Source organism: Streptomyces sp. Edi4, assembly GCF_040253615.1.
GTDB lineage: Bacteria > Actinomycetota > Actinomycetes > Streptomycetales > Streptomycetaceae > Streptomyces.
In genome coordinates, this window is the sequence record NZ_JBEJGY010000004.1 from 5,684,794 (window position 1) to 5,696,939 (window position 12,146).

Below are 12,146 nucleotides of genomic sequence, written 5' to 3' on the forward strand. Positions count from 1 at the left end.
GGTGCCGCCACGCACGCGTGCCCCCAAGTTCGATGAACACTGGGAACGGGCAGGTCAGGGGTACGGAAGACCATCGCCCCCAGCACCATCTTGAAAGCCCGACGCGCAAGCCGGACGCGAAGGCCGGGGGCGCGACAGCCCGACGCGCAAAGCGGCAGGCCACAGCCCACCCGCCGCCACGCGGGCAACGCGTGGCGGTCGGCCATCGACATTTACTAGGACGTCCAAGTAAATTTGAGTCATGGACGCTGACGCGATCGAGGAAGGCCGCCGCCGCTGGCAGGCCCGTTACGACAAGGCCCGCAAGCGCGACGCGGACTTCACCACTCTCTCCGGGGACCCCGTCGACCCCGCGTACGGGCCCCGCCCCGGCGACACCTATGACGGGTTCGAACGGATCGGCTGGCCCGGCGAGTACCCCTTCACCCGAGGCCTGTACCCGACCGGTTACCGGGGCCGCACGTGGACGATCCGGCAGTTCGCCGGGTTCGGCAACGCCGAGCAGACCAACGAGCGCTACAAGATGATCCTGGCCGCCGGCGGCGGCGGCCTGAGCGTCGCCTTCGACATGCCCACGCTCATGGGCCGCGACTCCGACGACCCCCGCTCGCTCGGCGAGGTCGGCCACTGCGGCGTCGCCATCGACTCGGCCGCCGACATGGAGGTCCTGTTCCAGGACATCCCGCTCGGCGACGTCACCACCTCCATGACGATCAGCGGGCCCGCCGTCCCCGTCTTCTGCATGTACCTGGTCGCCGCCGAGCGCCAGGGCGTCGACCCCGGGGTGCTCAACGGCACGCTCCAGACGGACATCTTCAAGGAGTACATCGCGCAGAAGGAGTGGCTGTTCCAGCCCGAGCCGCATCTGCGCCTCATCGGTGACCTCATGGAGCACTGCGCGCGCGGCATCCCCGCGTACAAGCCGCTCTCGGTCTCCGGCTACCACATCCGCGAGGCGGGGGCGACGGCCGCGCAGGAGCTGGCGTACACCCTGGCCGACGGTTTCGGGTACGTCGAGCTCGGCCTCAGCCGCGGCCTGGACGTGGACGTCTTCGCCCCCGGCCTCTCCTTCTTCTTCGACGCGCACGTCGACTTCTTCGAGGAGATCGCCAAGTTCCGTGCCGCGCGCCGCATTTGGGCCCGCTGGATGAAGGAGGTGTACGGCGCGCAGTCCGACAAGGCGCAGTGGCTGCGCTTCCACACCCAGACGGCCGGGGTGTCGCTGACCGCGCAGCAGCCGTACAACAACGTCGTACGCACCGCGGTCGAGGCCCTCGCGGCGGTGCTCGGAGGTACGAACTCGCTGCACACCAACGCGCTGGACGAGACCCTCGCGCTGCCCAGCGAGCAGGCCGCGGAGATCGCGCTGCGCACGCAGCAGGTGCTGATGGAGGAGACCGGCGTCGCCAACGTGGCCGACCCGCTCGGCGGCTCCTGGTACATCGAACAGCTCACCGACCGCATCGAGGCGGACGCCGAGAAGATCTTCGACCAGATCAGGGAGCGGGGTACGCGGGCGCATCCCGACGGGCAGCACCCCATCGGCCCGATCACCTCGGGCATCCTGCGCGGCATCGAGGACGGGTGGTTCACCGGGGAGATCGCGGAGTCGGCCTTCCGCTACCAGCAGTCCCTGGAGAAGGGCGACAAGCGGGTGGTGGGCGTCAACTGCCATCACGGGTCGGTCACCGGTGACCTGGAGATCCTGCGGGTCAGCCACGAGGTGGAGCGTGAGCAGGTACGGGCGCTGGCGGAGCGCAAGTCGCACCGCGACGACGCGGCGGTCCGCGCGGCCCTGGACGCGATGCTGGCGGCGGCCCGCGACGGCTCGAACATGATCGCGCCGATGCTGGACGCGGTGCGGGCGGAGGCGACCCTGGGCGAGATCTGCGGGGTGCTCCGCGACGAGTGGGGCACCTACACCGAACCCCCGGGCTTCTGATCCGGCCCCCTCGGCCCGCGCGCACCCCGGTGCACTTCTGGGCGCGGGCCCAGGGGTGGTTGCCCGCGCCGTTCCCCGCGCCCCTGGCATTCCGGTGCCGGCCCGCCTGGGCCGCCTCAGCCCGTCCGGCCGGTCGGCCGCCTGCCGGGCGGGGCCCGCGAGCCCCGGCTGTGGGCCGTGGGTGGCTGGGCGCGCCGTTCCGCGTGCCCCTGGCGGGCGGGTGCCGGCCCGCATGGACAGCAGCCCAGCCCGCCCCCGGGTCACCCCCGCGGCAGGGTCAGCCGGAAAAGGGCGCCGCCCCCTGCCGCCCGATGCGCCGACAACTCCGCCCCATGCGCCCGCGCGATCTGCCGCGCCATCGCAAGACCGAGCCCGGACCCGGGGAGCGCCCGCGCCTGCTCGGCCCGGTAGAAGCGGTCGAAGACATGAGGCAGATCGGCCTCGGCGATCCCGGGCCCATGATCGCGCACCGTCAACTCACCGGCCCGGAGGGCGACTTCGACCGGCGCCCCGGCCGGGCTGAACTTCGCCGCGTTGTCGAGCAGATTGGAGATCAGCCGCGCGAGCCGCCCCGGCACCCCGGGCAACGTAACCCCCGCGTCCTCCAGCTCCAGCTGAAACGGCGTCGCCGGCCAGTGCGCCCGGGCCCTGTCCACGGTGTGCGCGAGCAGCGGAGCGAGCCGCACCTCCTCCAGGAGCGGCACGGGCTCCTCGTCACGCGCCAGGTCGATGAGGTCGTTGACCAGGACGGACACCTCCCGGATCTGCCGCCCCAGCGCTCCTGAGGCCCGATCGCGCTGGGCCGCGGTCAACCGGTCGGCCCGCGCCAGCAGCTCCGCGTTGGTGCGCAACGCGGTCAGCGGCGTCCGCAGTTCGTGCGACGCGTCCGCGACCAGGCGGCGCTGGGCCGTCACGGACTGCTCCAGCTCGCCCAGCATCGTGTTGAAGGACGCCGCGAGCCGGGTCACCTCGTCCTCCTTGACGGGCCCGCCGGGCTTCCCCGGCGGCAGCTCGATGCGGTGGCTCGGGTCACGGGTCGCCGCGATGTGCTCGGCCGTCCCGGTGAGCCGGGCCAGCGGCGCGAGCCCGGTCCGCGAGACCCAGTAGCCGAGCCCGGCGGCGAGCAGCACCCCGGCGGCCCCGACCGCGCTCAGGAGCCAGGCCGCCTGGCTCACCCCGTCGCGTACGGTGTCCGAACGCAGCGCCACCTGAAGGGACTTGGCGCCGCCGAAGGGGGTGGTGAGCATGCGGGCCGGCTCACCGTCGGCCAGAGTGATGTTGGTGAAGTACGGCTGGCGCGCCCCGGTGGCGACCTCCCGCACGGGCCGGCTCACCGGCAGGAGATAGGGCTCGCGCGGATCGTGCGCCGGGTCGGCGGGGACGATTTGCGCGCACGCGGGGGCGGACAGGAAGCGGCACTCCCCGGCGAGCACACCGGGACCCGCGCCCCGGTTCTGCTGGATGGCCAGGGTCGCGGACTGGGTGAGGTTCAGATTGAGCTGGTGGTAGAGCTCGTAGCGGATCACGAAGAACGCGGCCGTGCACACCCCGACCGCGACCAGCGCGACCGCGGCGGACGCGGCCATGGTCAGCCGGGTCCGCAACGGACGGTGGCGCCGCCACCGCGCCCCGAGCCGCCGCCGGGCGCTCACCGGCCCCCCGCGCGGCGCCGCCCCGCGCCCCCCACCGGCCCCCATGCCCGGTCTCGCACCGGCCCCCATTCCCGGCCCCGCACCGACCCCCGCGCCTCACCCACCCGCACCCCGCTCATGACGCCTCCAGGCGGTAGCCGACGCCGTGCACCGTGTGGACCAGCCGCGACTCGCCCGCCGCCTCCAGTTTTCGGCGCAGGTAACCGACGTACACAGCAAGGGAGTTGGAGTCCGGCCCGAAGTCGCGGCCCCAGACCAGTTCGTGGATCAGCTCCCTCGGCAGGACCTGCCCCGGGTTGCGCACGAGCAGTTCGAGCAGGGCGAACTCGGTGCGTGTGAAGTCGATGGGGCGCTCACCCCGGCGGGCGGTGTGGGCCGCGGGGTCGAGGACCAGATCCGCGTACCGCAGCTCCTGCGGCTCGTCCGGATCGGGGGCGGCCCGGCGCAGCAACGCCCGTACGCGTGCGATCAGTTCGTCCAGGGCGAAGGGCTTGACCAGATAGTCGTCCGCGCCCGCCTCGAGTCCGTCCACCCGCTCGCTCACCGCGTCCAGCGCCGTCAGGACCAGGACCGGGGTCCTGTCACCCATCGCGCGCAGCTGGCGGCAGACCCCGAGGCCGTCGAGGACCGGCATCATCACATCGAGGACGATCGCGTCGGGCCGCCAGGCGGCGACGTCGGAGAGCGCCGCGAGTCCGTCCGCCGCGCCCCGCACCTCGTACCCCTCCACCGTGAGGCCGTCCTCGACGGCCGCCCGTACCTCCGGTTCGTCGTCGACGACGAGAATTCTGACCGCGCGCGTGGTGCTCATGGGCAAAGCCTGCCAAACGCGGCTCTTAGAACCCTCTTAAGGCGCCCCGTGAACCTCGGTGCCATGCGCACACCATTGTCAGTAGTGATCGGGGCGGGCGGTACCGGCGGACACATCTACCCCGGGCTCGCGCTCGCCGAGGCACTGCGGGGGGCCGTCCCCGACGCGGTGATCTCCTTCGTCGGCACCACCCGGGGCCTCGAGGGCGAGCTCATACCCCGCGCCGGGTACCGGCTGCACACCGTCGACATGATCCCCTTCGACCCCTCGCTCGGCGCCAAGCGCTATCTGCTGCCCGCCGCCCTCTTGAAATCGGGCGCGCAGTGCCGGGCCATCCTCAAGGCGCAGGGCGCCCAGGTCGCGGTCGGCATGGGCGGCTATCCGAGCGCGCCGGTCATCGTCGGCGCGAAGCTGGCCGGCCTGCCCAGCCTGATCCACGAGTCCAACGCGGTACCGGGCCGCGCCAACCAGTTCGCCGCCCGGCTCACACCCCACATCGCGGTCGCCTTCGACCGCAGCCGCGCCCACCTCTCCGGCGGCCAGGACGCCCTCACCACAGGCATGCCCATCGCCGCCTCGCTCGCCACGCTGGACCGGCCGACGCTGCGCGCCGAGGCCCGCCGGGCGCTCGGTGTGCCGCCAGGGGCGCGGCTCGTCCTCGTCAACGGCGGCAGCCTCGGCGCGGCGCGGCTCACCTCGGCGGCGATCGGCCTCGCGCACCGCTGGCGCGACCGGGCCGACGTCCACCTCCTCATCAAGACGGGCCCGGCCCAACTCGCGGACACGGCAGACCAGTTGAACGGCCTGCCCGGCGCCCGCGCCGTGCCCTACCTCGACCGGATGGACCTCGCCTACGCCGCCGCGGATCTCGTCGTGTGCCGGGCGGGCTCCGCCACCGTCGCCGAACTCGCCACGACCGGGGTGCCCGCCGTCCTCGTGCCCTACCCGCACGCGCCCGGCGACCACCAGACCCACAACGCGCGAGTCCTCTCCGACACGGGCGCGGGCCTGCTCGTCCCGGACACCGAGACCACCGCGTTCCGCCTGGCCGGAGTCATCGAGCCCCTGCTCGCCGACCCGGCCCGGCTCGCCGCGATGAACGGCGCCGCCGACCCCGGCAACCACGCCCGCGCCGCAGGCCTGCTGGCCGCCCGGGTCCTCGAACTCGCCTCCCACCCCACCACGTCCATCAAGGAGTACGCAGCATGAGCACCACCACCGTCTGGCAGGGCCGCACCGTCCTGGTCACCGGCGCCGAGGGCTTCATCGGCTCCACCCTGGTCGACCTGCTCCTCGAACTCGGCGCCGACGTCCGGGCGTTCGTGCACTACAAGCCGTACGCCGAGAAGGGCCACCTCGCGCATCTGATGGACCACCCCTCGGTGGAGATGATCGCCGGGGACGTCCGCGACGCGGGCCGGGTCTCGGACGCGGTCGCCGGCTGCGACACCGTCTTCCACCTGGCCGCGCTCATCGGCATCCCGTACAGCTACGACTCCCCGGGCGCCTATGTGCAGACGAACGTGGTCGGCACCGAGAACATCGCCGAGGCCTGCCGTCGCCACGCGGTGCGCCGCCTCGTGCACACCTCCACCAGCGAGGTGTACGGGACCGCCCTGACCGCGCCGATCAGTGAGCAGCACCCGCTCCAGCCGCAGTCGCCGTACTCCGCGTCCAAGATCGGCGCCGACATGATGGCGCTCTCGCACTGGCACGCCTTCGAGCTCCCTGTCACCGTCGTGCGGCCCTTCAACACCTATGGCCCGCGTCAGTCCGCCCGCGCCGTGATCCCGACCATTCTGGCCCAACTGCACGCGGGCGTACGGGAGATCAAGCTCGGCTCACTGACCCCGACGCGGGACTTCACCTATGTCACCGACACCGCGCGCGGCTTCCTCGCCGTCGCCGAGTGCGACCGGGCGCTGGGCGAGGTCGTGAACCTCGGCACGGGCCGTGAGATCGCGATCGGCGACCTGGCGCGGGCGCTCATCGCCGCGTCGGGCCGCGAGGCCTCGGTGGTGGTGGACCCGGCCCGCCTGCGCCCCTCGGGCAGCGAGGTGGAACGGCTGCTTTCGGACAACACCCGGGCCCGCGCGTGGGCGGGCTGGCAGCCGGAAGTCGCCCTGGAGGACGGCCTGAAGCGGACCTCGGAGTGGGTGGCGGACAACCTCGCCCTGTTCGCCCCGGGGCGGTACCAGGTCTGAGCGCTCAGAACACGAATCCGGGGGGTGCGTGGGCGAGATCCCACCACACCCACGCCATCAGGCCGAAGACGAACAGCAGGACGGAGATCAGGCAGCAGGCGACCTCGTTGCCCGGCTTGCCCTCCTGGTGCACTCCGTCGGGCTCGTCGGGCCACCCCGGTGTTCTCCCCATCCGCCGAGCTTCGCAGGAAAGGAGCACGGGGCGGAGCCGGGGGGATCACGGTCCGGCCACGCCGGGCTGACCCGGGCGGCGTCGCTTGAGCCCTCGCTGCTCGAGCGGCGGCCGCTCACGCCGTCGCCGCCAGCCCCGAGCAGATCAGCAGGGTGAAGTCGCGGGCCCACTCCTCGTCGACCGGTTCCGCGCTGACCAGGGCGCGGTGCACCACCGCGCCCGCCACCACGTCGAAGATGAGGTCGGTGTGGCGGGCGGAGATCTGCGGGTCGGCCTCATAGGGGAGTTCACCCCGGGCCTGGGCGCGTTCGCGGCCGACCAGAACCAGCCGCTTCTGACGGTCGACGATGGCCGACCGTATCCGCCCGCGCAGCGCGTCGTCGCGGGTGGATTCGGCCACCACCGCCATCAGCGCCGTCTTCGCCTCGGGGCGCTCCAGCAGGGCCGCGAACTGGAGGACGACCCCCTCCACATCGGCCACCAGGCTGCCCAGGTCGGGGAGTTCGAGTTCGTCGAAGAGGACCGCGACCGCGTCCACGACCAGCTCGTTCTTGCCCGCCCAGCGCCGGTAGAGCGTCGTCTTGGCCACCCCGGCCCGCGTCGCCACGTCCCCCATCGTCAGCTTCGACCAGCCCAGCTCCACCAGCGCCTCCCGGGTCGCCAGCAGGATCGCGGCGTCGGCCTCGGCGCTGCGGGGCCGGCCCGTACGACCCGTACAGGAAGGTCTCGCGGCGTGGGATGAAGAACGCATGACGGCGACCATACCGGCCGGTAGCAATCGCGCCAGGGGGCGTGCGCTGTGCGCGAGATCACCCTGTGCGCCCGGCCCCGGACCAGTTACGCTACGACTCGTAGCGAAAGCCTTGAGCGGCCTTCCGCGACAACCACAGCGACAACCACAGCACAGGCGCCCGGGTGGGGACCCGGTCGCCGACGTAACGAACCGGCGGCGCCATTCGTGCCGCCCGACGTCTCGCAATCCGGCGGGAGACCTCGGGCGTGCCCGGATCCTGCCACCGGCGCATCACGCACCTGCGCGGAAGGGGGAGGATGTACGCATGCAGCCTAGGAACATGTCCATGAGCGGCGTCGTCGACCTCGCCGCGGTGAAGGCGGCCGGTGAGGCCAAGAGCAAGGCGGAGCAGGCGCGAGCCGAGGCCGCCCGGCAGGGCGGGGTCCCGGCGGTCGCGCCGTCCGCGCTCGTCATCGATGTCGACGAGGCCTCCTTCGAGCGCGACGTCCTGACCCGCTCCGCCGAGGTGCCGGTCGTCATCGACTTCTGGGCCGAGTGGTGCCAGCCCTGCAAGCAGCTCGGCCCCCTGCTCGAACGCCTCGCCGTCGAATACAACGGCCGTTTCCTGCTCGCCAAGATCGACGTCGACGCCAACCAGATGCTGATGCAGCAGTTCGGGATCCAGGGGATCCCGGCTGTCTTCGCGGTGGTCGCCGGCCAGGCGCTCCCGCTCTTCCAGGGCGCGGCTCCCGAGGCGCAGATCCGCGAGACCCTGGACCAGCTGGTGCAGGTCGCCGAGGAGCGCTTCGGCCTGACCGGCATCGCGGTCGACCCGGACGCGTCGGCCCCCGCCGCCGAGGCGCAGATCCCGGCCGGCCCCTACGACGCCCTGCTCGAAGCGGCCGTCGTCGCTCTCGACTCGGGCGATCTGGCCGGCGCGACGCAGGCGTACCGCAATGTCCTGAACGACGACCCGGGCAACCCCGAGGCCAAGCTCGGCCTCGCGCAGGCCGAGCTGCTCCAGCGCGTCCAGGACCTCGACCCCCAGCAGGTCCGCAAGAACGCCGCCGAGAACCCGGCCGATGTGGCGGCCCAGATCGCGGCGGCCGACCTCGACCTGGTCGGCGGTCATGTGGAGGACGCGTTCGGGCGGCTCGTCGAGACCGTGCGGCGTACGTTCGGTGACGACCGGGATGCCGCCCGGGTCCGTCTCCTGGAGCTCTTCGAGGTGATCGGCGGGGACGACCCGCGCGTCACGGCCGCGCGAACGGCACTGGCGAGGGTGCTGTTCTGACCTACGCGTGAACGTCCGAGAGCGTTCACCCACCTGTCACCGAATGAGTGTCCGAGCGGGGTATCCGGCGGGCGATTTGGCGACACAGAGACAAGCGGCGGCCGCGTTTTGCCAAAAATTGGGTAAACGCGGCCGCTGTTACTTCCAGTAAGTTGAGCCCCTTCTTACGTCCGCTTTTCTGCGGCGATTTCCCCTTCTGTCCGGTCACCCGGCGGCACCCTGCGTGCCCACGCGATGCCCGCCGGTCGTGGCTCGGTTATCAGGCCGTTACTGGCTAGTAATGACACCCCTTGTGCCCTGGCCCGGAATGGACCACGATCGGCCACGCTCGGTCCAATAACGCACCAGCCCGACAGCCACTCGGCGCGGCCGCTGACTTGGGTCCCCACCGGGCCGGCCGGTGACAGTGGCACCGGCCGTGGACAGGGGGGTCCCTGCTTCCCGCAGGGCCTGTCCGGAGGTTGCGCGAACGCGTGGCCAGTGGTTGTCGCTCGGGGGTGATCGCCGGTGTCGGACGAAGTGCGCGAGTCGCACCCGATCGACCTCCGTGCGCTCCCCTTCCCGAGGACGTAGCACTTCTCCCATCCCGTGACAGCCCTTGAGGGGTCCGTCCCGGAGATGTACGTCCGAGAAGGAGGAAAGTCATGGAGTCCCAAGTACGTGGCGGGACCAGATGGAAGCGGTTCGCTCTGGTCATGGTGCCGAGCGTGGCCGCGACGGCCGCGATAGGCGTCGGCCTTGCACAGGGCGCGCTCGCGGCGTCGTTCAGTGTGTCGGGTGTCGACTTCAAGGTGACGGCGACGCAGCTGGTCGGGCACAACCTTCTGCAGTACGGGAGCGTTGCGACTGGTAAGACCACGGAAGGCGCGGACGACGCGCCGCATCCCGTGGTCGTCTCCGGCTTCAGCGATGCCACCATCACCAACATGTGCCAGTCGGTCGTTCAGCACGTGCCGTTCATCGGTGACGTCACGATGACGCTGAACGCCGGTCAGAACGGTAAGGACATCACGGCGAAGGACCTCTACCTTGATGTCTCCCAGCTCGACACCGACGCGACGTTCGAAAACATCGACATCGGCGTAGCTGCGGGTGAGGGCAAGACGGGCAGCGCGGAGCACCCCGGCCAGACGAAGATCCAGCCTGGTGCCAATGGAAAGCCCGGCGGCATGCCCGGCGGCTTTGCGCAACGCGCCGACACCGCGACGCTCAAGCAGGTCTCGCAGCGTGCGTGGGCGACCACGGCGGGACGGTTCGAGCTTCCGGGGCTCAGCCTCAGGTTGAGCACGGGTAAGCACGAGTGCGAACTCAAGGCCAGCAACTAGGGCAGGCCCAGGCCCTCTACCGTCGACCGGCGCGCGTCCTCCAGAGCCCGCCGGTCGACGGGACCCTCATCTACACCTCACAGCAATTGCGGTACCAGGGAGCTGTTTTCCATGAGCGCCGAGACCACGGGTTCCCGCGACTTCCGATACTGGCGGCTTCGTTTCCGGGCGTGGAGGGGCGGTCGGCCGTTCTGGGCCGGGCTGTTCACCATCGCCGGCGGCGTGCCCATCATGTACTTCCCGTACGCCAACATGCACCTCGGCAACGTGACGCTGGCCATGTCGACCACGGCCGGCGCGGGATCGCTCATCATCGGCGTTCTGCTGGTCACGCTCGGTCTGACCATGTGGTTCCACAGCGTGGTGCGGACGTTCGCGGGCATCGCGGCGATCCTCCTGGCGCTGATATCGATCCCGATCGCCAACATCGGCGGGTTCGTCGTCGGCTTCCTGCTCTCCCTGTTCGGCGGCGCGCTCGCCTGCGCCTGGGTGCCGGCCAAGCCGCGTCGAGGGGACAAGGTGGAACAGGTCGAGAACACTCCGGACCCCGGAACCGCCGCCACCGAAACGACAGTTGACGCCAACGGCGGGAGGAACAGTGCGGGGTGACGAGACGCAGCTGGACTCGACCGGAGGCGGCGACCCGCGGGAACGAAGAGGGCCGCGCCACGCGGCCCCGAGGAAGTCGCTGCTGACCAAGTGGCACATGCCCGCGGGCAAGGCGATGGCGCTCGCCGCCATGCCCACGGCCGTGCTGGTCGGGATGAGCCTCACGCCCAAGCTCGCGATGGCCGATGAGCGGACGGACTTCCCGTACGCTCCGGGCCCGTGTGTGACCCGCTCGGACGCCCCCTCGGCCTCGCCGAGCCCGTCGAGCAGCGCTTCGGGCAAGGCGTCGCCGAGCCCGTCGGCGTCGAAGTCGGTCGACAAGAAGTCGGACGACAAGGCGACACCGGACACGAAGACGCCCACGCCCACCGCCTCCGGCTCCGCCGGTGACGCCGTCGACAAGCTCCTGAAGCCGGCAACCGGCCCCTCGGACCAGCACAGCACGGACCAGCCGAGCACGGACCAGCCCAGCACGGCGAAGGCACCCGCGAGCCAGGCACCGACGCCCCCTCCCGCCAAGAAGACCAACCCGCTGGACCCGCTGGGCCTGGGTGACGCGCTCAAGGGTCTGTTCGGCATCCACGACACGCCGGCCCCGACGCCCACCCAGAGCACGGCGACTCCCACCCCGGCCGCGCCGCAGCCCTCGACGAGCACGGCCGTGCCGAAGCCCTCCACGCAGCCCGCCACCAAGCCGGACGCGAAGACGGACGCGAAGCCTGCCAAGCCGAGCACGCCCGCCGCCAAGACAGGCGACCCGACGCTCGACAAGACGGCCGAGGCGATCAAGAAGGCGGCCGACGCGGCGGGCCAGAAGGTCACCGAACTCCCGGACTCGGCCAAGGGGTTGGACCCGAAGGCGGACACCTCCATACCCGACGGCGCCAAGCCGCCGTTCCCGTGCCCGACCGCCGACCCGAAGGCGCTCGCGGCGGCGAAGCTGGACAGCGGTGTGCCGGTGCTGCCCTCGCAGCCGTGGATCCTCAAGAGCTCGCTGCTGACCCTGGCCGGCCTGGACTACGAGGGAATCGTCGAGGTCAGGACGGGCGACACGACGAAGAAGGTCCTCAAGTTCACGGCGACGTACGTGGGCATCGACAACCTGGACCAGCAGGTGTACGGGCCCGTGGTGAACGGCAAGCCCACCACCGCCCACGTCGTGGCGCGTTCCGGCTCGACCTCGACGATCACCAACGGCAAGGTGACGATGTACACGGAGGAGCTGAAGGGCAATCTCCTCGGTCTCATCCCGGTCACCTTCAGCCCGGCCACCCCGCCGCCGGTGAACATCCCGGCCGCCTTCTTCACGAACGTGACGATCACCCAGGCCGGCCAGTTCGGCGGCACCTTGACCGTGCCCGGCCTGCACAACTACATCACGGAGGGCGACCCGAAGGTCTGACG

The 12,146-nt window shown here is 71.4% G+C and carries 11 protein-coding genes; 7 read left to right on the top strand and 4 right to left on the bottom strand.

What is annotated here, in order from left to right; genetic code table 11:
* The first annotated feature begins 241 nt into the window (after positions 1–241).
* A complete protein-coding gene (icmA, locus tag ABR738_RS27980) occupies positions 242–1,942 on the top strand; it encodes a coenzyme B12-dependent isobutyryl-CoA mutase large subunit (RefSeq protein WP_350232716.1) in 1,701 nt (566 codons plus the stop codon).
* Positions 1,943–2,202: 260 nt separating this feature from the next.
* Here icmA and ABR738_RS27985 read toward each other — a convergent pair whose 3' ends face one another.
* A complete protein-coding gene (locus ABR738_RS27985; protein WP_350232717.1) occupies positions 2,203–3,594 on the bottom strand; it encodes a sensor histidine kinase in 1,392 nt (463 codons plus the stop codon).
* A gap of 115 nt (positions 3,595–3,709) precedes the next feature.
* Positions 3,710–4,405, bottom strand: a complete 696-nt coding sequence (locus ABR738_RS27990; RefSeq protein WP_350232718.1) for a response regulator transcription factor — start codon at positions 4,403–4,405, stop codon at positions 3,710–3,712.
* Between the two features lie 63 nt (positions 4,406–4,468).
* Between ABR738_RS27990 and ABR738_RS27995 the strand changes: the two genes are divergently transcribed.
* Entirely contained in the window at positions 4,469–5,614 is a 1,146-nt protein-coding gene (locus ABR738_RS27995) for a UDP-N-acetylglucosamine--N-acetylmuramyl-(pentapeptide) pyrophosphoryl-undecaprenol N-acetylglucosamine transferase (protein WP_350232719.1), read from the top strand.
* Entirely contained in the window at positions 5,611–6,609 is a 999-nt protein-coding gene (locus ABR738_RS28000) for an SDR family NAD(P)-dependent oxidoreductase (RefSeq protein ID WP_350232720.1), read from the top strand. The genes ABR738_RS27995 and ABR738_RS28000 overlap by 4 nt, the downstream gene beginning before the upstream one ends.
* 4 nt (positions 6,610–6,613) lie before the next feature.
* Here ABR738_RS28000 and ABR738_RS28005 read toward each other — a convergent pair whose 3' ends face one another.
* Together ABR738_RS28005 and ABR738_RS28010 are read right to left on the bottom strand one after the other, a co-directional pair.
* Positions 6,614–6,781, bottom strand: a complete 168-nt coding sequence (locus ABR738_RS28005; RefSeq protein ID WP_350232721.1) for a hypothetical protein — start codon at positions 6,779–6,781, stop codon at positions 6,614–6,616.
* Positions 6,782–6,896: 115 nt separating this feature from the next.
* On the bottom strand, positions 6,897–7,544 hold the full coding sequence (locus ABR738_RS28010; protein WP_350232722.1) for a TetR/AcrR family transcriptional regulator: 648 nt from the start codon (positions 7,542–7,544) through the stop codon (positions 6,897–6,899).
* A gap of 295 nt (positions 7,545–7,839) precedes the next feature.
* Between ABR738_RS28010 and ABR738_RS28015 the strand changes: the two genes are divergently transcribed.
* The 4 genes from ABR738_RS28015 to ABR738_RS28030 all read left to right on the top strand — a co-directional run bounded on the left by ABR738_RS28015 (position 7,840) and on the right by ABR738_RS28030 (position 12,144).
* Positions 7,840–8,808 (top strand): tetratricopeptide repeat protein, encoded by a 969-nt coding sequence (locus ABR738_RS28015; RefSeq protein WP_350232723.1) that lies wholly within the window; start codon positions 7,840–7,842, stop codon positions 8,806–8,808.
* 644 nt (positions 8,809–9,452) lie between these two features.
* Positions 9,453–10,133 (top strand): DUF6230 family protein, encoded by a 681-nt coding sequence (locus tag ABR738_RS28020; RefSeq protein WP_350232724.1) that lies wholly within the window; start codon positions 9,453–9,455, stop codon positions 10,131–10,133.
* A 111-nt stretch (positions 10,134–10,244) separates the two neighbouring features.
* Positions 10,245–10,742 carry a DUF6114 domain-containing protein gene (locus tag ABR738_RS28025; RefSeq protein ID WP_350232725.1) on the top strand — a complete coding sequence of 166 codons (498 nt, stop codon included), beginning with the start codon at positions 10,245–10,247 and terminating at the stop codon, positions 10,740–10,742.
* Positions 10,732–12,144, top strand: coding sequence for a RodZ family helix-turn-helix domain-containing protein (locus tag ABR738_RS28030; RefSeq protein WP_350232726.1), 1,413 nt, complete (start codon positions 10,732–10,734; stop codon positions 12,142–12,144). The genes ABR738_RS28025 and ABR738_RS28030 overlap by 11 nt, the downstream gene beginning before the upstream one ends.
* Positions 12,145–12,146: the final 2 nt, after the last annotated feature.

Bases quoted from the DNA above. Each gene is read 5' to 3' on its own strand.
- icmA (WP_350232716.1), top strand. From the start codon at position 242: ATGGACGCTGACGCGATCGAGGAAGGCCGCCGCCGCTGGCAGGCCCGT.
- ABR738_RS27990 (WP_350232718.1), bottom strand. From the start codon at position 4,405: ATGAGCACCACGCGCGCGGTCAGAATTCTCGTCGTCGACGACGAACCG.
- ABR738_RS27995 (WP_350232719.1), top strand. From the start codon at position 4,469: ATGCGCACACCATTGTCAGTAGTGATCGGGGCGGGCGGTACCGGCGGA.
- ABR738_RS28000 (WP_350232720.1), top strand. From the start codon at position 5,611: ATGAGCACCACCACCGTCTGGCAGGGCCGCACCGTCCTGGTCACCGGC.
- ABR738_RS28005 (WP_350232721.1), bottom strand. From the start codon at position 6,781: ATGGGGAGAACACCGGGGTGGCCCGACGAGCCCGACGGAGTGCACCAG.
- ABR738_RS28010 (WP_350232722.1), bottom strand. From the start codon at position 7,544: ATGGTCGCCGTCATGCGTTCTTCATCCCACGCCGCGAGACCTTCCTGT.
- ABR738_RS28015 (WP_350232723.1), top strand. From the start codon at position 7,840: ATGCAGCCTAGGAACATGTCCATGAGCGGCGTCGTCGACCTCGCCGCG.
- ABR738_RS28020 (WP_350232724.1), top strand. From the start codon at position 9,453: ATGGAGTCCCAAGTACGTGGCGGGACCAGATGGAAGCGGTTCGCTCTG.
- ABR738_RS28025 (WP_350232725.1), top strand. From the start codon at position 10,245: ATGAGCGCCGAGACCACGGGTTCCCGCGACTTCCGATACTGGCGGCTT.